We start from the raw sequence: 22,965 nt of genomic DNA on the forward strand, positions 1-22,965 counted from the left end.
GGCCCGCGCCGACGCCGAGCGGGTCGGCGCGGTGGCCGCCGGTTCGGCCCGCCGGCTCGACGAACTGCACCGGCAGGGCGCCCGCCGACACGCGGCCGAGCTTCGGGCGGTGAGCGACGCGCTCGCCCAGGCATGGGCCGAACTGGACCGCCGGGTCGTTCCGGGCAGTGATCCGGCGCTCGCGCGGCTGCGCGCGGCCCACGCCGACCTGCTGCGGGAACCGCCGGACTGACGATGAGCACCGGCCTGGCCGAAGCGACTTCGCGAGGCTGGTGCCGGGCTATCTCGCGCGCTTATCTTGAGCGTTATGAGATGTGTGCGACGATCCGGTGCCACCGGTCGCGCCGGGATCGGTCGGCACTCGGCGCCGCCGTCTGGAGTCCTGCCGGCACCGGCTGGGTGAGTCGCTGCTCTCCGCGGTGGGCGCGGTGGTGGCCCAACACGCGCTCGGCCGTCCGCTCGCCGCCACCGGGATCACCATCTGTCAGATCGGCGCTAATCCGGTGAGCCTCGGCGCGGCCACCTTCGCCCTGAAACAGTTCCTCGCCGGCATCGGCACCCCGAGCGGGGGTCTCATCCGCAGAGTCTGAAGCCCTTGGCGCGACGACCTCCGGACGTACCTCCTCGCCTGCTGCCGCACCACCGGCGGCGGGCTCAGTCTGCGGCCCGACCGGCCGCCAGTTCGGCCACCAGCTTCTCGACCCGGGTCCGGATGTCGTCGCGGATCGGGCGGACCGCTTCGACCCCTTGGCCGGCGGGGTCGTCGAGCTGCCAGTCCTCGTAGCGCTTGCCGGGGAACACCGGGCAGGCGTCGCCGCAGCCCATGGTGACGATCACGTCGGAGGATTCGGCCGTCTCCCACTCGAGCGTCTTCGGGATCTGGTCGGAGATGTCGATCCCGACCTCACGCATCGCCTCCACCGCGGCGGGATTGATCTGGTTCGCGGGTGCCGAGCCGGCGGAGCGGACCTCGACCGTGTCTCCGGCGAGGTGGCGGAGCCAGCCGGCGGCCATCTGGGAACGGCCGGCGTTGTGGACGCAGACGAACAGGACGCTGGGCTTGTCGGACATGATCGGTTCCTTCGAGATCAGGCGCTGAGGACGGCGGGTGGGACCGTCGCCCATGGTTGCGGTGGGCTCGGCCGAGCCGGTGTCCCGGCGCGCGGCGTCGCGTTCGGGCAGCGGGGGGAGCTGCTGGTCGAGCCGCGCCGTACGGAAGTGCGGGACGTAGGGCTCGTTGATGTGACGGCCGACTGTTTCGGAGCGGAGGTGGACGGTGATGTCGTCGCGCACCCGAACGGCCGCCGGGCCGCCCGGTGTGGCGTCGTCGCACAGCGGGCGCGGGAGCATCGTCATGACGGACCTTCCGCTCCGGCGGGTGGGGCCGGGAACAGGCGTCGGCGCAGGGCGAGGCTGACGTAGACGAGTGCGACGAGGACGGGTACCTCGATCAGCGGTCCGACGACACCGGCGAGGGCCTGGCCGCTGGTGACCCCGAACGTGCCGATCGCCACCGCGATGGCCAGCTCGAAGTTGTTGCCGGCGGCGGTGAAGGCGAGCGTCGTGGTCCGCTCGTAGGACAGTCCGATCGCCCGGCCCAGACCGTACGAGCCGGCCCACATGATCGCGAAGTACGCCAGCAGCGGTACCGCGATCAGGACGACGTCCCACGGTCGGCTGGTGATGGCGTCGCCCTGCAGGGCGAACAGGACGACGATGGTGAACAGCAGTCCGTACAGGGCGGCGGGGCCGATCTTCGGCAGGAACTGTCCCTCGTACCAGGTGCGGCCCTTCGTCTGTTCGCCGAGGCGGCGGGTGAGGTATCCGGCGAGCAGTGGGATGCCGAGGAAGATCAGCACGTTGCGGGCGATGTCCCACCCGGAGACGGCCAACTCGGCACCGGACAGGCCGAGCCAGTCTGGTAGCACCGTCAGGTAGAACCAGCCGAGCATGCCGAAGGCGAGGACCTGGAAGACGGAGTTGAGGGCGACGAGGACGGCGGCGGCCTCGCGGTCGCCGCAGGCGAGGTCGTTCCAGATGATCACCATGGCGATGCAGCGGGCGAGTCCGACGATGATCAGGCCGGTGCGGTACTCGGCGTGGTCGGCCAGGAAGATCCAGGCCAGGGCGAACATGATCGCCGGGCCGATCAGCCAGTTCAGTACGAGGGAGGAGATCAGCAGGCGGCGGTCGCCGGTGACGGTGTCGAGTCGGTCGTAGCGGACCTTGGCCAGCACCGGGTACATCATGACCAGCAGGCCGACGGCGATCGGCAGCGAGATCCCACTGATCTTCACCGCTTCCAGTGCGGTGTTCAGCCCGGGGATGACCCGGCCGAGGAGCAGTCCGGCGACCATGGCGAGGCCGATCCAGAGGGGCAGGAGGCGGTCGAGGCGGGACAGCCGGCCGATGACGGCGGGCGCCGTGTCGGCGGTAGCGGTGGTGGTCATCAGTACTCCCGGCGGGATTCGGCGTCGGTCCTCGCGCGGGCGGCGAGATCGGTCGGCTGGGCGGCGGCCGGTCACACGCTCGCCGGGATCCCGACGTCGAGCAGGCTCGCGAGCTGCCGCATGATCCCCGGCCGCGCCCGGTAGTAGACCCAGGTGCCCCGGCGCTCGGCGTCGACGAGACCGGCCTCGCGCAGCGTCTTGAGGTGGTGGGAGATCGTCGGTCCGGACAGTTCGAACGCCGGGGTGAGGTCGCAGACGCAGATCTCTCCGGCAGACGCCGAGGCGATCATCGACATCAACTGAAGGCGTACGGGGTCGCCGAGCGCCTTGAAGGCGGGGGCGAGCACGGCGGCGGTCTCGGCCGGGATCCGCTGCTCGCTGATCGGCGCGCAGCAGGGCATCCCGGCGTTGAGGTCGGTCAGGCTGGGTGCCGGCGTCTGCTTCGACATGCGTCTAGGTTGACAGATCTCGAATCAGCGTGCAACTCTCTGATTTGAAGAACGTCGAGACAGTTCTGACGGAAGGAGGAAGCCATGCTGCGCCTGTTCCGGCGTCGTTCCCCAGACATGGGGGTGCGGTTCTGCGACGGCTGCGCCGAGGTCACCACCGCCGAACAACGCGCCCGCCGCCGCTACGACCGCGGCCACGCCGACGTCTACCCGCTGACCCTGCCCCGCTGAACAGCAGAGGAGTCCCACCATGACCGTCAACGAGAGCCCCGGCGGCTTCGCCGGCGATCCGACCGCCGCGCTGACCGTGGCCGGTTCCACCGGCTGCTGCGGCAACCCGGCCCAGTCCACGAACATCGCCCTGCCCGACCCCGCCGACAGCACGGGTGGCACCTGCTGCGGCACTCCGGCGGCGGCCGTCGCCGCCAACTCCTGCTGCGCACCGGCCGCTAAGGCCGACGCGGTCGCCACCGGACAAGGATGCTGCGGATGACCGGTCCGACCGTCGGAGCCGGCATCGACGCCGCCGTCGACGCGGCCCTGGCCACGGTCTCGGCCGACCGGCTGGCGGCGACCGTCACCACGCTGGCCGGCGACGCCTTCACCGGACGCCGCGTCGGCACGCCGGGCAACATCGCCGCCCGAGCCTGGCTCGCCAGCCAACTGGCCGACCTCGGTGCGGCCGTCGAAACCGACCCCTTTCCGGTACGGGCAGTGCCCGACATCTACGCCGCCCCGACCGTACGGTTCGACGACGGGACCATCGCGCGGGGCCTGTCGTTCGGGCGGGAGGTGTCGCTACACCTCGCCTCCGCCGACCTCGGCACCCCCCGACGCGGGGCACTTGGCGTCGCGGGGGTGGGTGAGCCGACCGGGCGGTGGCTCGTGGTGCCGGCCGGGATGAGCCTGTTCGACGCGTACGGCCACGCCGACGGGGCGGCCGGGCTGCTGCTGCCGCGCAACGTCGACGCGGACGGATGGCAGTTCACGATGCTGGCCGGTCCGACTCCCGGCCCGCTGCCGGTCCTCACCCTGGCAACCGTGACTTACCACGCCGTCGCCGAGGCGGCCCTGGCCGGCGGGGGCTGGTTCGTGGCCAACGCACCGATCCGCCGTGCCGACGTCACGGCCGGAAACCTGCACGGCCGGCTCCGGCCTGCGGCGGGGGACGTCGATCTGCTGCTGACCGCGCACTTCGACGGCGTCGGCGACCATCCCGGCCTGCGGCAGCCAGCGGCGGCCGACAACGCCAGCGGTGTCGCGGTCGTCCTCGAGGCCACCCGGGTCCTCGCCGCCGGCCTGCCTCGGGGGATGGGCCTGTCCGTGGCCCTGCTCGACGGCGAGGAGGTCGGCGCGCTCGGCTCGGCCCACCACGCCAGCCGGCTGGCCGAGACCGGCGCGGATCCGCTGGTGGTCAACGTCGACGGGGCCGGGCACCTGCATCAGGCCGCCGCCGTGGAGGCCGGTGGACCCGCAGACGGGCTGCTCGCCCTGCTCGACCAGGCCGGCCGACACACCGGCGTACCCCTCGTCGCCGGCCCGGTCGCCTCGGACAACCGCCGCTACGCCGGTGCGGGCTTCGCGGCGATCGGCATCGGCGCCGGGATGGCCGGCTACCACAGCCCGGCCGACACGCCCGACCGGGTCGAGCCCGGCACCCTGACGGCCATCGCCCGGCTCGTCGTCGCAACCGGGTGGCTCGCCGCCCGCACTCCGGCTGGACACGCCGCCGACGTGGTCACGGGCAAGCCGGCCCCGGCGCCGATCGGGGGCCGCTGATGCGGATCCGTCCGATGGGGCCCGCCGACGCCGACATGGTGCTGGCGATCTACCAGTCCGGCCTGGACGGCGGAAACGCCAGCTTCGAGACCGTGGCACCGACCTGGACCGCGTTCGACGCCGGCAAGCTGGCCGACCATCGTCTGGTCGCCGTCGACGAGAACGGCACCGTCCTCGGCTGGGTGACCGTCTCCGCGGTGTCCACCCGCGCCGTCTACGCCGGGGTCGTCGAACACTCCGTCTACGTCCACCCCGCCGCGCAAGGCCACGGGGTCGGCGCGGCGCTGCTCGACGCGCTGATCGCCTCGACCGAGGCCGCCGGGATCTGGACGATCCAGTCCGGGATCTTCCCCGAGAACGCGGCCAGTCTGACCCTGCACCAGCGGGCCGGCTTCCGGATCATCGGCGTGCGCGAGCGGATCGGCCGGCACCGGGACAAGTGGCGCGACGTCATTCTGATCGAACGCCGAAGCCCTGCCATCACCTGACCCACCAACCCTCAACCGGGGCGATGGCGCCACCTGACCCGCTATTTCGAGTACTTTCAAGATAGAGGAGTTGTCATGGAAGACCGCCTGGAAGACCTGCCCGTGGTCGTGATCGGTGCCGGCCCGGTGGGCCTGGCCGCCGCCGCCCACCTGCACGAGCGCGGGCTGCCGTTCACGGTTCTGGAGGCCGGCGACGGCCCCGCCGCCGCCGTCGCCCGGTGGGGACACGTACGGCTGTTCTCGCCGTGGCGGTACAACGTCGACCGGGCGGCCGCCCGCCTGCTGTGGGACGCCGGCTGGGTCGAACCCGACCCCGAGGTACTGCCGACCGGCGGCGACCTCGTCGCGGACTACCTGCGACCGCTGGCGGACCTGCCCGCGGTGAAGCCGAACATCCGGTACGGGACACGGGTGGTCGCCGTGACCCGGCTCGGCCTGGACCGGCTCCGTACCGCCGGGCGAGCGGCGACACCGTTCCTGATCCGGCTCGCATCCGGCGAGGACCTGCTCGCCCGCGCGGTCATCGACGCCTCCGGCACCTGGAACACACCCAACGTGCTCGGCGCGGCCGGCATCCCCGCCCATGGAGAAGCCACCGCCGCAAAAGCCGCCGCCGCAGAAGCCACCGCTGGAGAAGCCGTCGAGGGTGCCCTGCCCGACGTCCTCGGCGCCGACCGTGACCGGTTCGCCGGCCAGCGGGTCCTGGTCGTCGGTGCCGGCCACTCCGCCGCGAACACCCTCCTCGCGCTGGCCGAACTCGCCGAACAGGCATCCGGCACGACGGTCAGCTGGGCAATCCGGGCGACCAGCCCGGCCCGCACCTACGGTGGCGAGACGGCCGACGCCCTACCGGCCCGCGGGGCCCTCGGCAGCCGGCTGCGCGAACACGTCGAAGCCGGCCGCATCGACCTGATCACCGGATTTCCCGTGCACCGGCTCGCCCCGGCGCCGGAGGGCGGGGTGACGGTGTCCGACGGAAGCCGGACGGTCACGGTGGACCGGATCGTGTCGGCGACCGGTTTCCGCCCCGACCACTCCATCACCACCGAACTACGCCTCGACCTGGACCCGATCATGGGCTCCACCCGGGCCCTCGCCCCGCTGATCGACCCCAACGAACACTCGTGCGGCACCGTCCCGCCGCACGGCGTCGACGAACTCGGTCACCCCGAACCCGGCTTCTACGGCATCGGGGTGAAAAGCTACGGCCGCGCCCCGACGTTCCTGATGGCCACCGGCTACGAGCAGGCGCGGTCCGTCGTCGCCGCCCTCGCCGGAGACTGGACGGCGGCCCGCGACGTCCAACTCGACCTGCCCGAAACCGGGGTCTGCAACAGCAACCCGATCGTCGGCGACGAGACCCTCGCCGAAGACGGCGGCTGCTGCGGCAGCTGACCGATCACGCCTCCACCACCATGATCACCGGAGGTCGACAGTGCCGCTCGGTTCAACTGCCGCGAAGGACGGCGAGGCCGTGCGGCGGAACCCGGACGCCGCCGACGACGGGGTCGGCGCCGGTGAGTATCCGGCCGTCGACCGGTACCTCGACCGGGGCGTCGGTGTCGTTCGCGAGGAAGGTGTAGAGCCGGCCGTTCCGATGGCGGCGCTGGACCGCCTCGATCCCGGCAGCGCCGTGCCGGTTGCGGCGGCGGTCGATAATAGCCACATGGCGATCTTTTTCAGGACACTTCGGATCATGGCCCTCTGTCTGGTGCTGGCGGCGGTGAACACCGTCGCGCCCGCGCCGGCCCTGGCCCGGCCCGAACGGGCCGACGATTCTGGCCGGCTGGACCGGGCGGCGTTATGGCGGGCCCTCGACGCGATCCCGGAGGCCGGTGCGCCGGGCGCCTATGCCGCCGTCCGGTCCGGGCGGAGCGCCTGGGGTGGGGCGGCCGGAATCGCCGACCTGTCGAACGCCCGCCCGACGCGACCGGACCTGCGGCACCGGGTCGGCAGCATCACCAAGACCTTCGTCTCGACCACCCTGCTGCAACTCGTCGACGAGGGCCGGCTGCGGCTCGACGACCCGGTGGGGCGCTGGCTGCCGCAGCACGTCCCCGGCGAGCTCGGCCAGCAGGTGACGGTGCGGATGCTGCTGAACCACACCAGCGGAATCGGCAACTACACCGACGCGCTGCTCAGCTCCCTGTCCGCGATCGAGCAGGTGCGGACCAAGACGTACGCCCCGGCCGAACTGGTCGCCATCGGCCTCGGGCTGCCCCTGACCGGAGCGCCGGGGGAGCGCTTCTCCTACTCGAACACCAACTACATCCTCGCCGGACTGATCGTCGAGCGGGTGACCGGGAACGATCCGACCGCCGAGGTGACCCGGCGGATCATCCGGCCGCTCAAGCTGACCGACACCTACTTCCCGGGGGCGGATCCCCGGATCCGTGGCCGGCACGCCGGGGCGTACTTCGCTCCGTTCGGGGTGCGGAACTTCGCCGACTACAACATGACCTGGGCCTGGACGGCGGGCGAGCTGGTCGCCACGATGGACGACCTGAACACCTTCTACCGGGCGCTGCTCACCGGCCGACTGCTCTCGGCGCCGACCCTGAACGAGATGCTGACGGTCGTGCCGTTCGATCCCGCGCAGCCGGAGGTCGGCGGCTACGGGCTGGGGATTTACCAGATGGGGACGCCGTGCGGGTCGCTCTGGGGCCACGACGGCAGTGTGATCGGCCACATCACGTTCTCCCTGCACAGCCGGGACGCCAGCCGGCAGGCGTCCTTCGCCCTGAACATGAGCCACTACCAACTGTTCACCCCGGAGGCGCATCCGATCGACGTCGCGTGGGGGGAGTTCCTGCTGACCGCACACTGTCCGGCGGACGCCGTCGCGGCCGCCGGAGCGGCGACGCCACCGCCGACGCCCGGCATCGACAGCGTGGCGGTCCGGACCCGGTAACCGGCATCATCGTCGCTCGGCCGGACCCGACGGCCGGAGCCACTCCCGCCGGGGCGCACTCGGATCGCCCGAGCCGGAGGACCGGAGCACATCCGGTCCTCCGGCCGGACGATTCGGAGCCGACGGCCGACCGGATGGGTGGCTGCCGGGAATCTCACACCGGGCCATCTGCGCACCCCACCTCCTCCGAACCCTCGGCAGACGACACCAGCCGTCCGAACCGAGAGTGGGAGGAAAGATGGCCACGATCCCAGGCCCGGCGCCGCGGCACCGGCCCGCGCGGCGGGGCAAGGCGGCGGTGGTCGCCGCGCTCTGCGTCGCGCTCGCCGGAGCGCTCACCGGCCTCGGCCCGAGCACCGCCGGGGCCTCCAGCCACCGTGAGGCGCCCCTGGTCGCCATGGACCCGGCGATCGACAACACCGACCTGTACGCCTTCGTCAGCCCGGAGCGTCCGGGCTACCTCACGTTCATCGCCAACTGGATTCCGTTCGAGGAACCCGACGGCGGACCCAACTTCTATCCGTTCGCCACCGACGCGGCGTACAACATCAACGTCGACAGCGACGGTGACGCCAAGGCCGACGCGACGTTCCGGTGGACGTTCCAGAACGTCGACAGGCGGCGCGGCTCGACCTTCCTCTACAACAACGGTCCGGTCACCTCGCTCGACGACGAGAACCTGCTCTTCCGGCAGACGTACCGGCTGGAGTCGAAGTTCGACGGCGAGCCGTTCAAGACCCGGGTGACCGGCGGACCGGTGGCGCCGTCCCGGATCGGCAACGCCTCGATGCCCGAGTACGCCAAGCTGCGCCAGCAGGCGACGACCACCCTCCCGGGCGGCTGGAAGGTGTTCGCCGGCCAGGCCGACGACCCGTTCTTCCTGGACCTGCGGGTCTTCGACCTGCTCTACGGCGGCGACCTGAGCGAGACCGGTCGGGACACCCTGGCCGGCTACAACGTGAACAGCATCGCGTTGCAGGTCCCGTTCTCCGACGTGGCCCTGAAGGGGGACCCGAAGCGCAATCCGGTGATCGGCGTCTGGACCACCACCGACCGGGCCCGGGTGCGGATGTCCGGCACGGTCGGTGACGCGCCGGACGGCCGGGACCGGGTGCAGGTCTCCAGGCTGGGCAACCCGCTGGTCAACGAGGTGGTCGTGCCGGCCAACCTGAAGGACGCCTTCAACTCCCTGTCGCCGGACCGGGACGCGACGATCCCGGCGGTGGTGAAGCGGGTCACCGATCCCGAGCTACCGAAGTTGATCGAGGGCATCTACGGCGTACCGGCGCCGGCCACGCCGAGAAACGACCTGGTGGAGATCTTCCTGACCGGCATCACGACCAGGACCCCGGACGGACCGATCAAGGTCGACCTCAACTCGCAGCTCAACAACCGGGACGTGAACGCGAGCCGGTTCCGGCCGTCCGAGATGCTCCGGCTCAACCTGTCGACCCCGGTGACGGGAACACCGGACCGGCTCGGCGTACTCGGCGGCGACCTGCAGGGCTTCCCGAACGGCCGCCGGCTGACCGACGACGCCGTGGACATCGCGATCCAGGCGGTCGAGGGGGCGGCGCAGACCGGCAAGCTGGTCGACGCGCTCGCCGCCGGGGACAGGGTGGACGCGAACGACAACGGGTTCACCGGCTCCTTCCCGTACCTCGCCCTGCCGAACGTCGGCGCGGTGAACAACGGCGGCGGTACCGGCGCCGGGGCGAGGACGACCGACGCCCGGCCGGACGCGTCGGCCCGACCCGACCCGTCGACGACGCCGGGAGCGCTCGCCGGGCTCGCCGGCCGGGACGACGGTGACCCGATGCCGGTGATGGTCGCGAAGACGACCGCCTGGGGCCTGGTCGGGATCGCCGCCGCGCTGGGCACGCTGATCCTGGTCGGCCTGCTGCGCCAGCGCCGACGTGCCACCCCAGCCGAACCGACCCAACCGCTGTAGGCCCTGCCCGGGGGCATGGCAGCGTACGGCGGCCATGCCCCCGGCCCCGGACACCCGAGGAGGACACCATGAGGCGGTTACCAACAATCGGGCTGCGGTCCCTGGCGGTGCTGGGACTCGCGACCGTGCTGCTGCTGGGCGTCGGCGCCGTCAGCGGTGTCGGTGGCATCGACAGCGTCGGCGGTCTCCGGTCGTCGGCGCCGGCCACCGGCGAGGTCGTACCGCCGGTGGATCGGCTGGCCGCGACGATCGACCGGGCCCAGGAACGGCTCCGCCGGGTCCCCGGCGACCACGGCGGTTGGGCCACCCTCGGCCTGTCCTACCTGGAGCAGGCCCGGGTCACGGCGGATCCCACCTTCTTCGCCAAGGCCGACGGCGCGCTACGGCGGTCCCTGGCGGTACGCCCGGACGACAACAGCGCGGCGATGGCCGGGCTCGGCGCCCTGGCGAATGCCCGACACGACTTCACCGCTGCCGCCGACTGGGCCCGAAAGGCGTTGCGGACCAACCCGTACAGCGCCGAGGCCTACGCGGTGCTCGCCGACGCCGAAACCCAGTTGGGGCGTCCCGGGCCGGCGACCGGTGCCGTGCAGCGTCTGCTCGACCTCCGCCCCGGGTTGAGCGCGCTGACCCGGGCCTCGTACGACCACGAGCAGCACGGCCGCACCGTGGAGGCGACCGGTCTGATGCGACAGGCCCTGGCCGCCGCCTTCGACCCCGCCGACGTCGCCTTCTGCCGGTACCAGCTCGGCGAGCTTGCCTGGCACTCCGGCGACCTCGCGGGCGCGGAGCGCGAATACACCGCGACCGCCGCCGGATATCCGCCGCTGCTCCAGGGGCGGGCGAAGGTGGCCGCCGCCCGGGGCCGGCTCGCCGAGGCACTCGCCGGGTACGCCGAGCTGACCAGCAGGTCGCCGACCCCCGGATACCTGCTCGAGTACGCCGAGCTGCTGGAGGTGGCCGGGCGGGGCACCGAGGCCGAGGCACAGCGGGACCTCGCCGACGCCACGCACCGGCTCTTCACCGACAACGGCGGCGCGGACGACCTGGCCGGTGCCGCCATCGCGCTGGCCCGCTCGCGGCCGGTCGAGGCGTTGGCGATGGCGCAACGGGAATGGCAGCGGCGCCAGTTCGCCGAGGTGGCCGACATGCTCGGTTGGGCACTGCACGCGAACGGAAAGCACACCGAGGCGCTCCGGTACGCCCGCCGCGCCGAGTCGCTCGGTGCCCGCAACGCCCGGTACGCGTACCACCTCGGCATGATCGAACTTGCTTCCGGCGACCGGGCCGCAGCCCGTCGCGACCTCGCTCGGGCGCTCGACATCAACCCGTACTTCTCGCCCCTGGACGCGCCGGCCGCCGCGCGTACCCTCGCCGGACTGGGGAAGCCGTGAACCGGATCGCGTTCGTCGTCGCGGGCCTGTCGGTGGGATTCGGCTGCGTGCTCGTTGCCCCGCCCGGTCCGGCCCAGGCACATCCGCTCGGCAACTTCTCGGTGAACCAACTGGCGGCGGTGCACCTGCATCCGGACCGGGTCGAGGTGGCCGCCGAGGTCGACCTCGCGGAACTGCCGACATTGCAGGAGTCGTCGTCGGTGGACACCGACCGCGACGGTACGCCGAGCGAGCCGGAACGCGCCGCCCGGGCGGCGGCGGGATGCGGCACGCTCGCCCGGGACTTCGAGGTCGCGGTGGCGGGGCGACCGCTGCGCTGGACGGTCGGCAGCAGCGCCTTCGAGTACGCCGACGGCGCCGCCGGCCTGCGGACCAGCAGACTCCGCTGCCGGCTGGTCGCCGACGCCGCACTCGGCTCGGCGACGACGGTCGGGATCGTCAACCGGTTCCGGGCCGACCGGGTGGGCTGGCGCGAGATGACCGCCGTCGGGCACGGGGTGCGGATCGTCGACTCCCCGTTGCCGGCGGAAAGTGTCAGTGGCGGGCTCCGGGCGTACCCGGAGGATCTGCTCAGCTCGCCACCGGACGTGCGGTCGGCGCTGCTGCGGGTCGAACCGGGCACCGGGGGCGGCGCGGCATCCGCGGCCACGACCGTCGGTCGGGACAGTTCGGCCGATACACAGTGGACGACGCGGGTCGAAGGCGCCGTGCGGGACATCGTCGGCAGCCGCCGGTTGACCCCGCTGGTCGGCGTACTCGCGGTGGTGCTCGCCCTGGTGCTCGGCGCGGCGCACGCCGCGCTGCCCGGCCACGGCAAGGCGGTGATGGCGGCCTACCTCGCCGGCCGGGACGGCCGGACGCGCGACGCGGTCGCGGTCGGCGCGACGGTGACCCTGACGCACACCGGCGGGGTCCTGCTGCTCGGACTGCTCCTGACCACCGTCGCGGGACTCGTCGGTGAGACGGTGCTCGGCTGGCTCGGCGTGCTCAGCGGCGCGCTGATCGCCGTCGTCGGTCTGGGCATGCTGGTCGACCTCCGGCGACGCCGGCGGCCCCGGGGCACCCCGGACCACCAGCACCAGCACCCGCACCAGCACCCGCACCCGCATGGGCACGAGCACGGCGACCACGATCACGCCCATGGCGACCACGGCCACGGTGGGCATCATCATCACCGTCCGGCTCCGGGGGACCGGCCGAGCCGGCTCGGCATCCTCGGCATCGGCATCTCGGGTGGCCTGGTACCCAGCCCGTCCGCCCTGGTGGTCCTGCTCGGCGCGATCGGGCTCGGGCGTACCGGCTTCGGGGTTCTGCTGGTGCTCGGATACGGCGTCGGCATGGCGGCGACCCTGACCGCGGCGGGCCTACTGGTGATCCGGCTGCGGGAACGGTGGGACCGGCGTCGGCGCGGACGCGGCGGGCCCCGGTGGCACCGCCTGGCCAGCCTGTCCGCCGCCGTGCCGGCCGTATCCGCCGGGCTCGTCCTCGTCGTCGGACTGGTTCTCGCCGGCCGCGCCCTGACCTCGTTCGCCTGACGGGTATCCAACGTCGAGCGTCGCCGTGTCAAATACCTCTATGCGTCCCGGTCCGGGGCGACGGAAGGCTGGTGTGATGACGGATCCCAGCGGCGCGCGGCGCCGGCCCGACCATCTCGTTCCGGTGCCGACGACCGGGAACACCGGCCGGGTCGACGACGCCGACACCCTGTTGCCGGCGGTGGCCCGTGGCGACGAGGCGGCGTTCACCCGGCTCTACGACCTGGTGGCGCCCCGGGTGTACGGACTGGTCCGTCGGGTGTTGCGGGATCCGGCGCAGGCCGAGGAGGTGGCCCAGGAGGTGCTGGTGGAGGTGTGGCGGACGGCCACCCGGTTCGACCCGGAACGCGGGTCGGCCACCGGTTGGGTCTGCACCATCGCGCACCGGCGCGCGGTCGACCGGGTCCGTTCCGAGCAGGCCAGCGCCGACCGGCAGCTCAGGGTCGCCGCATCGGCTCCGACCGTGACGCACCATGACGACGTGGAGGAGCAGGCGACCCGGCGGCTGGAGCAACAGCAGGTACGGCGATGCCTCGGCGACCTGACCGACCTCCAGCGCGAGTCGATCACCCTCGCCTACTACGGCGGGCACACCTATCGGGAGGTCGCCGAGTTGCTCGGCACGGGCCTGCCGACCGTCAAGACCAGGATGCGGGACGGACTGATCCGGTTGCGCGACTGTCTCGGGACGGCGGTGGCCCGATGAACGACATCCACACCCTCGCCGGGGCGTACGTGCTCGACGCCGTGGACGACATCGAACGGGCCGCGTTCGCCCGGCACCTGGCCGACTGTCCGTCCTGCGCTGGCGAGGTCGCTGAACTGCTGGAGACCGCCGCCCGGCTGGCCGACGGCACCTGGTCGGTGCCGCCGCCCAGGCTGCGTACCGATGTCCTGGCGCAGGTGTCCCGAACCCGTCAGGTGCGGCCCGGTGGGGGATCGGGCCGGGATCGCCGGACGGCCGGGTCGCGCTGGCGGACGCTGAGCGTCGCCGCGGTCGCCGCCGTGGTCCTGGCCGCCGGGGCCGGCGCGGTCACCTGGACCGTCGCGCAGCAGCGGGTACGCGACGAGCGGGTGGCCACCGCCGCCGCCCGCGCCGAGACCGAGCGGATCCGGACGGTCCTCGCCCAGCCGGACCTCGCGGTACAGCGGCGCGGACTGTCCGGCGGCGGCCGGCTGACCGTGTTCAGCTCCCCGGGTCAGGACTCCGGGGTGGCACTGCTCGCCGACGCCCCGCCGATCCCGGCCGACCGGGCGTACCAGTTGTGGCTGATGGACGGGGAAACGGCTCGTCCGGCGAACGTGCTGCCGGCCGGGGTCAACGGCGACACGGTGGTGCTGACCGGCGTGCGGGGTCGGAGCGCGGTGGCGGTGACGGTCGAACCGGCCGGTGGTTCCGCGCAGCCCAGCACTTCACCGCTGGCCATCGTGCCGCTCACCTGATGGTGCCGGGCCCGGTCGGCCGGTTACGCCGGCACCTCCGCGCCCGCCGCCGCCAGGTTCCGCGAGTTGACCACGGCCATGACGTGTACCTCCTGCTCGGTGAAGCCGGCCTCCAGCAGGCGGTCGGCGAAGAGGGCAAGGCCGTCCTCGACCGGCGGGTTGAACGGTTGCCCCAGGTCGCTGGAGAGCACCGAGTGCTCCGGGCCGACCGCCCGGATGTTGGCGAACAGCTCGTCCCAGCCGACCTTCCCGGTGTACGGGGTGGTGAAGCAGCGCTCCAGCAGGGCGCCGGCCTCGGCCAGTTCGCGCTGCCGGTCCACCGGAAGGCGCTGCGAGGTGAACTCGGGGTGGGTGACGACGATCCGGCGTACGCCCTCCTCGCTGGCGGCCCTGGTCAGGGCCAGGATCTCCGCGCCGGCCAGGTGTCCGGTGGCGAGCACGAGGTCGTGCCGGGCGATGACCCGGAGCACCTGCCGGACCCGGTCGAGTACCCGGCCTTCGGCGTCGACCACCTCGACGACGTCCGGGACGATGCCCTGGGCGTGCAGGTCGGCCTGGAGCGCGCCCCACATGGCGGGCTTCGCCCCCGGCAGGTCGGTGGCGGTGCTGCGGCGCTGGTTGCCGGAGTCCACGGTGGGCATCCAGACGATCCGCGCGCCCTGCCGCCCGGCGATCTCGACCGCGGCCGGGTTCATCCCGCCCATCGAGCCGTTCAGGGTGATCGCGCCGAGCACGTCCACCTCCGGGACCACCTTGCGTACGACGGCCGCCCGTTCCGCCGTGGCCACGTAGTGCGACTTCAGCACGAAGCCGGCGAGACCGACCTCGACGAACCGCCGCGCCAGGTCGATGTCGTCGATCCGGCGCTCCATGACGTCGGGGGCGATGTGCACGTGGGTGTCGTACGCCCCCTGTACCAGCCGACGGGCGTGCGGGGACGGGACCGGGTGATCTGACATGTCGCTCCTTGGGAGAGGGTGGCTACGGCCGGTTCAGGCCGTGCGGGTGCTGTCGGCCGCGGAAGTGCTGTCGTACGCGCGGTTGTCGTCTGCCGCTCGGTTGTCGCCGGCCGCTCGGGTGCCGCCGGACGGACCGGAACCGTGTCGCAGTGCCGTGGCGGTGTTGGCCAGAGTGGACTCGACGTGCCCGAGATGCCGCCGCATGGCGGCTTCGGCCGCGTCGGGATCGCGGTTGGCGATCGCCTCCACGATCGCGGTGTGCTCGCCGAGCGACTGGGCCGCCCGGCCGGGCACCAGGATCGTGCGGTACTGGAACCGGACGAGTTGGGCGCGCAGCCCGGCGATCAGCCCGGCGGTGGTCTCGTGCCGGGCCGCCGCGATGATCGACGCGTGCAGGTTGGCGTTCCCCTCCGAGTAGCCGAGCAGGTCGTCCTGCTCCAGCTTCTGGCTCATCCGGTTAAGTATCCGACGGATGGCGCCGATCTCCTGGTCGGTGGCGTTCAGCGCCGCCTGGCGCGCGGTCAGCGCCTCCAGGACGGCCCGGACCTGGAGGATCTCGACCGCCTGTTCCTCGGTGACCAGCCGGACGTGCGCGCCCCGGTTCGGGGTGAGCACCACCAGGCCGTCCTGGCCGAGTCGCACCAGCACGGTACGCACCACTCCCCGGCTGACCTGGAGCCGGGCTGCCAGCTCGACCTCGATCAGCCGCTCGTTGGGCATCAGCTCGCCCCGGTAGATCGCCCGGCGGAGTTCCTGGTACGCCTCGTCGGCGGACCGGGCCGCCCGGCGGCGTGGGGTGGTCTCCGGTTGTGGGGGGCTGCTCTGTGCAAGTCCGCTGGTGGTCCCCGCCGGTCGGGGCGTGGACGCGGGCGGTGGTGTGGCGCCGCTCACCGTAGGTTCGCCGTCGATGCCCGACGGTCCCCGGCGGACACGGGTTCCGGCCGGACGTACGTCGCGCCGCGCCCCCGATAACCGGGCGTACGCAGGGACGGCGTGTCCGGAGCGGTCGTACCCGTAGTTCCCACCGGCTTCCATCGTCCTCGATGGACCTCGCAAGCGCGCAACATTGTCTCCCAAATCATCAACAATCTTGTGGACAGGATTGCCGTCGAGGTGCTCGTTGTCAACAACACTCTGACCTGGTGAAACATCATTCTTGAGCGCGAACTTTCCGCTCCGGGACCCAAGATTCACTCCAACTTCGTCGGTGACAAGCCGGACATGAGTCATCTACGATTCTCGACCGGGCGAGGGCCGGCGCGGATTGGGCGCCGATCAGGCGAAGGGGCACCCCCGCGGGTGCGCTGGCGTCCGTCCATTCACAAGTTCAAAGCTGGAGGCATACATGTTCAGACGCTCTCGCGTGTTGGCAGCGGCGCTGCTGGCCACGGCACTGACCGTGAGCGGTTGCGGCGGCGGCGGCGACGACGACACCGGCGCGTCTCCCAAGGAGACCGACAAGGTCGCCTACATCACGGCCTTCGGCGCCGTGGGCCGGGACTCCTTCGCCTGGGTGGCGAAGGAGAAGGGCTACTTTGCCGAGGCCGGCATCGAGGTCGACATCAAGAAGGGGGCGGGTAACGCGCCGAACCTCACTGCGCTCAAGGCAGGACAGGTCCAGTTCGCCTCGCTCGACTTCACCGGTGCGGTGATCCAGGCCGGCAAGGGTGAGTTCACCGACTGGCGGGCCATCGCCGCCGTACACCAGCAGACGCTGATCTCGGTGATGACCACCAAGGACACCAACATCAGCAGCGTGCAGGACCTGGCCGGCAAGACCATGGCCACCGGCAAGGGGTCGGTCACCGAGCTGCTCTTCCCGGCGTACGCCAAGCTGGCCGGCCTCGACCCGAAGAGCGTCAAGATCGAGGGTGTGCAGCCCACGGTGCTCAACGGTCTGATGACGAGCCGGCAGGTGGACGCGCTCGGCACGTTCCTGCTCAGCCGGGGGGCTCTGGCGGCGGCCTCGAAGAAGGAGGTCGTCGTGCTGCCGTACAGCGACTACCTGCGGGACCTGTTCGGCAACGCGATCATCACCACCCCGGCCCTGATCGAGAAGGACCCGGACCTGGTCCGTCGGTTCAACGGTGCGCTGCTGAAGGGCCTTCAGTACTCCATCGACCACCCGGACGAGGCGGCGGCGATCCTGAACAAGGCGGAGCCGACCTACGCGGTGGCCTCCGGGGTCGGCGAGATCACGGCGATGACCCCGTACGTCAAGCCGGCCGGTGGTGCCCCGATCGGTGCCATGGACGAGCAGCGGGTGGCACGGACCATCGCCATCCTGCAGGGATCCGGACTGATGCCGGCCGGGCTCGACCCGAAGGGTGTCGTCGACTTCAGCTTCGTGCCGAAGAGCTGACGACGCAGGCCTCGACAATCAACCCGATCTCGACCGCTGTCGAGATGCCCCCGTCGACGGTCGGGCGCACCTGACGGACAACGGGGACGGTGGCCGGAGTGGCCGCCGTCCCTTCTCGCCTTCCCGCCGGGATCCTCCCGTCCGTCACCCCTGCTACCGCCTGCCCACCCGAAAGGACCCACGGGATCCACCATGACTGACAAGACGACCGACGCCGGGCCGAGACGTCTGTGGTTCAACGCCGGGCTGCCCGCCCTGGGCGTGGTGCTGGCACTCGCCCTGTGGTGGCTGGTCACCATCGCCTTCGGCATCGAACCGTTCTGGCTGCCCGCACCCTCCGACGTCGTGGAGGCGTTCCTGCGGCTTCCCGGTCACCTGACCGAACAGGCCGGTATGACCCTGATGACGACCGCTGTCGGCTTCGCCATCGGCTCGATCGCCGGTGCCGCCGTCGCGGTTCTGTTCGCCGCATCGAGCACGATCGAGCGGATGACCATGCCGCTGATCGCCGCGATCAACGCGGTGCCGAAGGCCGCCCTCGCGCCTCTGCTGATCGTCTGGATCGGGTTGAACACCCAGGCGAAGATCGTCATGGTGGTGCTGCTCTGCTTCTTCCCGGTCCTGGTCTCCACCATGGCCGGGCTGACCTCGGTCCCCAACGACCTGCGTGAACTGTCCCACTCGCTCTCCGCCTCGTGGTGGCAGACCTTCGTGAAGGTCCGGATCACCTGGGCGCTGCCGCAGATCTTCGTCGGGCTCAAGGTGGCGTCCTCGCTGGCCATCATCGGCGCGGTCATCGCCGAACTCACCAACCCCGACCGAGGGCTCGGCGCGGTCATCGTCAGCTCCAGCCAGTCCGCCGACACGCCGCTCGCCTTCGCCGCGCTGACCCTGCTCGCGCTCATGGGTGCCGCGCTGTTCTACCTGGTGGTGGCGATGGAGCGGATTCTCGTGCCGTGGACTCGCGCGATCTCGTCGTGACCGGAACCCCGCCGAAGGAGAACACAATGATCAAGATCGCCGGGCTCTCCCGGACGTTCCAGGGAAAGTCTGGAACCGTCGACGCGCTGCACAACATCGACCTCGACGTCGGCAACGGCGAGTTCCTGGCGGTGATCGGCCGGTCCGGCTGTGGCAAGTCCACCCTGCTGCGGATCGTCGCCGGGCTGATCCCGCCGAGCCGGGGGGAGGTGCTGGTCGCCGGGGATCCGGTCACCCGGCCCCGCCGTGACGTGGCCATGGTGTTCCAGCGTCCGGCGCTGCTGCCCTGGCGCAGCGTGCGGGAGAACGTCATGCTGCCGGTCGAGATCTTCCGCTGGCCGCGGGCCAAGCACCGCGACCACGCCCAGCGGCTGCTGGAGATGACCGGCCTGGAGGGTTTCGCCGACCGGCTTCCGCACGAGCTCTCCGGCGGCATGCAGCAGCGGGTCTCGCTCTGCCGGGCCCTCATCCAGCGGCCCAAGGTGCTGCTGATGGACGAGCCGTTCTCCGCGCTGGACGCGCTCACCCGTGAAGAGTTGGCCGTCGAGCTGCAGCGCATCCACATCCAGCTGGGAACCACGGTGATCTTCGTGACCCACTCCATCCAGGAGGCGGTGCTGCTCGCCGACCGGGTGGCGGTGCTGAGTGCCCGTCCCGGCCGGGTGCGCGAGCTGGTCGACATCGACATCCCGCGTCCCCGGTCGTTCGGGCACAACGCCCACCTGGAGGAGGTCGCCGCCGCCTCCGCCGAGTTGCACCAACTGCTGCTCGGCGAGCACCTGCCGGAGACCCCGGCCGCGACCTGAGCCCGGCCCGGCTGTCACTTGACGGCGCCGGACATCACACCCCGGGTCAGGGTCCGTTGGAAGAGGAGGAAGAAGACCACCGCCGGCACGATGCCGAGCAGCGCGGACGCGCTGGTGGTGGTCGCGTCCATGATCCGTTGACCCTGGAGGACGCCGAGCGCGACCGGTACGGTCTGGTTGTCGTTGGAGACCAGGAAGACCAGCGGCAGGAAGAACTCGTTCCAGGTCCAGACGAAGAAGAACGCGACCAGAACGGCCAGGGTGGGCCGGCTGGCCGGGACGACCACCTGCCACAGCACCCGCCACCGACCGGCCCCGTCCACCTCGGCCGCGTCGAGCAACTCCCGAGGGAACCGCGCGAAGACGCTCGACAGCAGGTACGTCCCGAACGCCCCCTGGATCACCGTGAAGATGATGATCACCGCGAGGAGTGAGTCGTACAGGCCGACGCTCTTGGCCAGGTAGTACAGCGGGTAGACCAGCATCTCCTGCGGGACGAGGTTCGCCACCAGGAAGAAGACCAGGAACCAGACCCGACCCCGTACCCGCCCGATGCCGAGGGCGTACGCGCTGAGCACCGCCAGCCCGACGCCGAGGATCGCGACGCTGCCGCTGACGACGAGACTGTTGAGCAGCTTCCGCCCGAAGTCGACCCGGTTCCAGAAGTCGACGATGCCCTGGAGATGCAGCGATTCCGGAAGCGCCGTCGGTCCGTTGCTGGCGTAGTCGGCCGGGCTCTTGACCGCGTTCATCGCGATCACCAGAATCGGCGCGAGGACCAGCAACACCCCGACGACCAGCCCGAACAGCACCACATGCCGGGCCGGGCCACCCCGGCGTCGGGCCGGATCGACGCGGCGCCCGGCGGGCGGATCGTCGGGATGCCGCCGGGCGGTTGCCGGTGCGATCGCCATCACCAGCCCCCGAGCCGCTCGTCGCGGGCCTGTACCCGCAGGAACACGTAGGTCAGCAGCACGATGATCACGGTCAGCACCGTCGAGATCGCCGAGCCGTATCCGACCGCGGCCCGCTCGAAGAAGTTCCGGTAGGCGAAGTACGACGGCACCAGTGTGGCGTTGCCCGGACCACCCCGGGTCAGCACGAAGATCTGGCCGAATATCTTCAGCCCGGCGATGGTGGTGGTCACCAGGACCACGTACACCTCGGGCCGGATCAGCGGCACCGCGATCCGGGTGAAGCGCTGCCACCAGGACGCGCCGTCGAGGTCGGCCGCCTCGTACAGTTCGGGATCGATCCGTTGCAGACCGGCCATGAACATCACCACCGGATAGCCGAGCTGCACCCAGATCAGCACCGCCATGACGCTGTAGAGGGCGTACCTCGGATCGCCGAGCCAGTTCCGGGCCAGGATCTCCAGATGCAGGTCGGCCAGGATCGAGTTGAGCGCGCCGTAGTCCGGGTGCAGGATCCAGGCCCAGATGATCCCGGTGACCGCCACCGGGACGATCTGCGGCAGGTACAGGCCGGACCGCAGCGCACTCGCGGTGCGGTCGCCGTACGCCCTACCGACGTGGTCGTACAGCGCCGAGGCGAGCACCAGGCCCAGCAGGGTCGGTACCACCGCCATCGCCACGATCACGAGCCCGATGTTCCGGAACGACGCCCAGAAGTTGGCGTCGGCGAGGAGTCGGCTGTAGTTGTCCAGGCCGATCCACTCCGGTCGACCGATGCCCTGCCAGCGGGTGAAACTGATCCCGACGGTCATCAGCAGCGGCACGACGATGACGGCGGTCGAGAGGACGATCCCGGGCAGCAGGAACACCAGGTACCCCCGGCGGCGGGCGGATCGTCGTGGCCCGGTCCGGGTACGCCGTCGCGGCTCCGCCGGAGGTGGCGGCGCCACGTCGGCGCCGCCACCCACCGCGCTCGCGGTCACTTACCGATGTCCGCGAGGTTGTCGTTGTACGGCTTGGCCAGGTCGTCGAGGACCTGGCTCGGACTCTTCGCACCGTTGATCAGATCCTGTCCGCCGGCCACCAGCACGTCGTAGTAGCCGGGAGCCGCCCAGTCCGGATAGAACGCGAGGCCGTCGGCGGACACCACACCGTTGAACAGGTCGACGAGGATCTTGCTCTTGGCGTCGGTGATCTTCGAGGCGTCGGCGGCCACGGGTACGCCCCCGTTGTTGCCCAGCAGCGCCTGGATCTCGGGCTTCATGGTGATGTCGATGAAGTCGTACGCCAGCTTCTTCGCCTTCGACTTGGCCGGTACGACCCAGATGTTGCCGCTGGAGCCCGGGTGCAGGGTGTTGCCGGGGAACAGGAAGGCGTTCCAGTCGAACGTGGCCTCGCTGACGAAGCGGCCGTACCACCAGCTACCGGAGATGACCATCGGGAACTTCGCCTGGGTCCAGGCCACCCCCATGTCCTCGGCCTTGATCCCGGCCGAGTTCTTCGCGATGTAGCCCTTGCGGACCCACTCGGCGAACCGGTTAGCCCCGAAGGTGAGCTCGGGACCGTGGAAGTCGACCTTGCCCTTGTAGCGCTGGAGGCTGTCCACGAAGGGCCGACCGGCCTGGGACAGTGCGAGGCTGTAGAGGATCTGCTGGGCCGGGTACTCCGCTCCGCCGACCGACAGCGGTGTCACGCCCGCCCGCACGAAGGTGTCCATCGCCGCCTCGAACTCGGCGAGCGTGCCGGGCACCTGCACGCCGTGCTTGGCGAACAGTTCCTTGTTGTAGTAGACGAGGTCGCCCAACTCGCCGTAGTTCGGCACGCCGTACCAGGTGTTCCCGCCCATGATGCCCTCGGCGTCGTACCGGGCGGTGGTCGCGAGGCTCGGGCCGAGCATCTTGTCCCAGCCGCGCCTGCCCGCCTCGGCGGTCAGGTCGGTCAGCAGTCCCTGCTTGGCGAGCAGCCCGGCGCTGGCGTTGCCCTTGTTGTACTCCATGATGTCCGGTGCCTCGTCCGAGTTCAGGACCTGCCCGGCGGTCTGCCGGATCTGCTCGAAGCCCTTCTCCTCGAACTTGACGGTGACGCCGGGGTGGCTGGCCTCGAACTGCTTTATCGCCTCGGCCCAGGCGATCCCCATCGCACTGTTCGGGGCCTCGTAGTGCCACAGGGTCAGGGTGCTGGGGGACTCCTCGGAGCCCGGATCGTTCCCGCAGGCGGTGAGGGCCAGCGCCGTGGTCACGAGCAGTGCGCCGGCCGCGGCCCCCGCTTTCGTTCTGAACATGGTCTTCCTTCCGGAACGACTCGGCGGTTTCTCCACGGAACACCCGGCATGGTGCGCTCGAGGAGTGCTGTCGGCCCCGACCAGCAGCTAGTAGTCGAACGTCAGTCTGTCGAAGCGCTTCCGCACTGAACGTAGGTACCGGCGGGCATCGATGTCAACGGGTGCCGAGAAAGACGCCCACCGCACCCGCCCCGCCGGGCTTAAGACGAAGGAAGGGCCCCTTCTTAGCGCTTTCTGTATAGAAAGGGCCCCCTATTAACCC

General features: G+C 71.2%; 24 protein-coding genes and 1 pseudogene. 16 read left to right on the forward strand and 9 right to left on the reverse strand.

Going from position 1 to position 22,965, the window contains the following annotated elements; all coding sequences use genetic code 11:
- Together I0C86_RS19220 and I0C86_RS19225 are read left to right on the forward strand one after the other, a co-directional pair.
- Positions 1 to 232 (forward strand): annotated as a pseudogene (locus I0C86_RS19220) (type II toxin-antitoxin system Phd/YefM family antitoxin); the annotation flags it as partial.
- Between the two features lie 82 nt (positions 233 to 314).
- Complete coding sequence (locus tag I0C86_RS19225; protein WP_196202638.1) at positions 315 to 590, forward strand: hypothetical protein; 276 nt, start codon at positions 315 to 317, stop codon at positions 588 to 590.
- Positions 591 to 654: 64 nt separating this feature from the next.
- Here the strand turns inward: I0C86_RS19225 and I0C86_RS19230 are convergent, their stop codons facing one another.
- The 3 genes from I0C86_RS19230 to I0C86_RS19240 form a co-directional block, all read right to left on the reverse strand.
- Positions 655 to 1,071 carry an arsenate reductase ArsC gene (locus tag I0C86_RS19230; RefSeq protein WP_196202657.1) on the reverse strand — a complete coding sequence of 139 codons (417 nt, stop codon included), beginning with the start codon at positions 1,069 to 1,071 and terminating at the stop codon, positions 655 to 657.
- Positions 1,072 to 1,352: 281 nt separating this feature from the next.
- Positions 1,353 to 2,450 (reverse strand): ACR3 family arsenite efflux transporter, encoded by a 1,098-nt coding sequence (gene arsB, locus I0C86_RS19235; protein ID WP_196202639.1) that lies wholly within the window; start codon positions 2,448 to 2,450, stop codon positions 1,353 to 1,355.
- A gap of 71 nt (positions 2,451 to 2,521) precedes the next feature.
- Entirely contained in the window at positions 2,522 to 2,899 is a 378-nt protein-coding gene (locus I0C86_RS19240) for an ArsR/SmtB family transcription factor (RefSeq protein ID WP_196202640.1), read from the reverse strand.
- An 84-nt stretch (positions 2,900 to 2,983) separates the two neighbouring features.
- Between I0C86_RS19240 and I0C86_RS19245 the strand changes: the two genes are divergently transcribed.
- The 5 genes from I0C86_RS19245 to I0C86_RS19265 all read left to right on the forward strand — a co-directional run bounded on the left by I0C86_RS19245 (position 2,984) and on the right by I0C86_RS19265 (position 6,561).
- Complete coding sequence (locus tag I0C86_RS19245) at positions 2,984 to 3,130, forward strand: hypothetical protein (protein WP_196202641.1); 147 nt, start codon at positions 2,984 to 2,986, stop codon at positions 3,128 to 3,130.
- A gap of 19 nt (positions 3,131 to 3,149) precedes the next feature.
- Positions 3,150 to 3,392 (forward strand): hypothetical protein, encoded by a 243-nt coding sequence (locus tag I0C86_RS19250; protein WP_196202642.1) that lies wholly within the window; start codon positions 3,150 to 3,152, stop codon positions 3,390 to 3,392.
- Positions 3,389 to 4,678, forward strand: coding sequence for a M28 family peptidase (locus I0C86_RS19255; protein ID WP_230394411.1), 1,290 nt, complete (start codon positions 3,389 to 3,391; stop codon positions 4,676 to 4,678). Before I0C86_RS19250 ends, I0C86_RS19255 begins: the two co-directional genes overlap by 4 nt.
- Positions 4,678 to 5,166: a GNAT family N-acetyltransferase gene (locus I0C86_RS19260; RefSeq protein WP_230394412.1), complete on the forward strand. Its 489-nt coding sequence runs from the start codon at positions 4,678 to 4,680 to the stop codon at positions 5,164 to 5,166. Before I0C86_RS19255 ends, I0C86_RS19260 begins: the two co-directional genes overlap by 1 nt.
- A gap of 75 nt (positions 5,167 to 5,241) precedes the next feature.
- Positions 5,242 to 6,561, forward strand: a complete 1,320-nt coding sequence (locus I0C86_RS19265) for an NAD(P)-binding protein (protein WP_196202644.1) — start codon at positions 5,242 to 5,244, stop codon at positions 6,559 to 6,561.
- A gap of 52 nt (positions 6,562 to 6,613) precedes the next feature.
- Here the strand turns inward: I0C86_RS19265 and I0C86_RS43540 are convergent, their stop codons facing one another.
- The gene (locus tag I0C86_RS43540; protein WP_196202645.1) at positions 6,614 to 6,832 is read right to left on the reverse strand and encodes a Beta-galactosidase C-terminal domain; all 219 of its coding nucleotides are present in this window, start codon (positions 6,830 to 6,832) and stop codon (positions 6,614 to 6,616) included.
- A 30-nt stretch (positions 6,833 to 6,862) separates the two neighbouring features.
- Here I0C86_RS43540 and I0C86_RS19275 point away from each other — a divergent pair, with 30 nt between their 5' ends.
- The 6 genes from I0C86_RS19275 (at position 6,863) to I0C86_RS19295 (ending at position 14,400) form a co-directional block, all read left to right on the forward strand.
- Positions 6,863 to 8,077: a serine hydrolase domain-containing protein gene (locus I0C86_RS19275; protein ID WP_196202659.1), complete on the forward strand. Its 1,215-nt coding sequence runs from the start codon at positions 6,863 to 6,865 to the stop codon at positions 8,075 to 8,077.
- Between the two features lie 238 nt (positions 8,078 to 8,315).
- Positions 8,316 to 10,028 (forward strand): DUF4331 domain-containing protein, encoded by a 1,713-nt coding sequence (locus I0C86_RS19280; protein ID WP_196202646.1) that lies wholly within the window; start codon positions 8,316 to 8,318, stop codon positions 10,026 to 10,028.
- Positions 10,029 to 10,096: 68 nt separating this feature from the next.
- Complete coding sequence (locus I0C86_RS43545; RefSeq protein WP_230394413.1) at positions 10,097 to 11,422, forward strand: tetratricopeptide repeat protein; 1,326 nt, start codon at positions 10,097 to 10,099, stop codon at positions 11,420 to 11,422.
- On the forward strand, positions 11,419 to 12,957 hold the full coding sequence (locus I0C86_RS43550; protein ID WP_323373726.1) for a HoxN/HupN/NixA family nickel/cobalt transporter: 1,539 nt from the start codon (positions 11,419 to 11,421) through the stop codon (positions 12,955 to 12,957). Before I0C86_RS43545 ends, I0C86_RS43550 begins: the two co-directional genes overlap by 4 nt.
- Before the next feature lie 76 nt (positions 12,958 to 13,033).
- On the forward strand, positions 13,034 to 13,663 hold the full coding sequence (gene sigK / locus I0C86_RS19290) for an ECF RNA polymerase sigma factor SigK (protein WP_196202648.1): 630 nt from the start codon (positions 13,034 to 13,036) through the stop codon (positions 13,661 to 13,663).
- On the forward strand, positions 13,660 to 14,400 hold the full coding sequence (locus I0C86_RS19295; RefSeq protein ID WP_196202649.1) for an anti-sigma factor: 741 nt from the start codon (positions 13,660 to 13,662) through the stop codon (positions 14,398 to 14,400). The genes sigK and I0C86_RS19295 overlap by 4 nt, the downstream gene beginning before the upstream one ends.
- Before the next feature lie 23 nt (positions 14,401 to 14,423).
- Here I0C86_RS19295 and I0C86_RS19300 read toward each other — a convergent pair whose 3' ends face one another.
- Together I0C86_RS19300 and I0C86_RS19305 are read right to left on the reverse strand one after the other, a co-directional pair.
- Positions 14,424 to 15,359, reverse strand: a complete 936-nt coding sequence (locus tag I0C86_RS19300; protein ID WP_196202650.1) for a DUF6282 family protein — start codon at positions 15,357 to 15,359, stop codon at positions 14,424 to 14,426.
- Positions 15,360 to 15,392: 33 nt separating this feature from the next.
- A complete protein-coding gene (locus tag I0C86_RS19305) occupies positions 15,393 to 16,250 on the reverse strand; it encodes a GntR family transcriptional regulator (RefSeq protein WP_323373727.1) in 858 nt (285 codons plus the stop codon).
- A 454-nt stretch (positions 16,251 to 16,704) separates the two neighbouring features.
- On the opposite strand from I0C86_RS19305, the gene I0C86_RS19310 reads away from it, so the two are divergent.
- The 3 genes from I0C86_RS19310 to I0C86_RS19320 all read left to right on the forward strand — a co-directional run bounded on the left by I0C86_RS19310 (position 16,705) and on the right by I0C86_RS19320 (position 19,508).
- Complete coding sequence (locus tag I0C86_RS19310) at positions 16,705 to 17,721, forward strand: ABC transporter substrate-binding protein (protein WP_196202652.1); 1,017 nt, start codon at positions 16,705 to 16,707, stop codon at positions 17,719 to 17,721.
- Positions 17,722 to 17,913: 192 nt separating this feature from the next.
- Complete coding sequence (locus I0C86_RS19315; RefSeq protein WP_196202653.1) at positions 17,914 to 18,702, forward strand: ABC transporter permease; 789 nt, start codon at positions 17,914 to 17,916, stop codon at positions 18,700 to 18,702.
- Between the two features lie 26 nt (positions 18,703 to 18,728).
- Positions 18,729 to 19,508, forward strand: a complete 780-nt coding sequence (locus I0C86_RS19320; protein ID WP_196202654.1) for an ABC transporter ATP-binding protein — start codon at positions 18,729 to 18,731, stop codon at positions 19,506 to 19,508.
- Between the two features lie 14 nt (positions 19,509 to 19,522).
- Here I0C86_RS19320 and I0C86_RS19325 read toward each other — a convergent pair whose 3' ends face one another.
- From I0C86_RS19325 to I0C86_RS19335, 3 genes are read right to left on the reverse strand one after another with little or no spacing between them, the layout of a single operon-like run.
- Positions 19,523 to 20,422: a carbohydrate ABC transporter permease gene (locus I0C86_RS19325; RefSeq protein WP_196202655.1), complete on the reverse strand. Its 900-nt coding sequence runs from the start codon at positions 20,420 to 20,422 to the stop codon at positions 19,523 to 19,525.
- Positions 20,422 to 21,405 (reverse strand): carbohydrate ABC transporter permease, encoded by a 984-nt coding sequence (locus I0C86_RS19330; RefSeq protein WP_323373728.1) that lies wholly within the window; start codon positions 21,403 to 21,405, stop codon positions 20,422 to 20,424. The genes I0C86_RS19325 and I0C86_RS19330 overlap by 1 nt, the downstream gene beginning before the upstream one ends.
- Positions 21,402 to 22,703 carry an ABC transporter substrate-binding protein gene (locus I0C86_RS19335; protein ID WP_196202656.1) on the reverse strand — a complete coding sequence of 434 codons (1,302 nt, stop codon included), beginning with the start codon at positions 22,701 to 22,703 and terminating at the stop codon, positions 21,402 to 21,404. The genes I0C86_RS19330 and I0C86_RS19335 overlap by 4 nt, the downstream gene beginning before the upstream one ends.
- Positions 22,704 to 22,965 lie beyond the last annotated feature (262 nt).

Source organism: Plantactinospora alkalitolerans, assembly GCF_015690345.1.
GTDB classification, from domain to species: domain Bacteria; phylum Actinomycetota; class Actinomycetes; order Mycobacteriales; family Micromonosporaceae; genus Plantactinospora; species Plantactinospora alkalitolerans.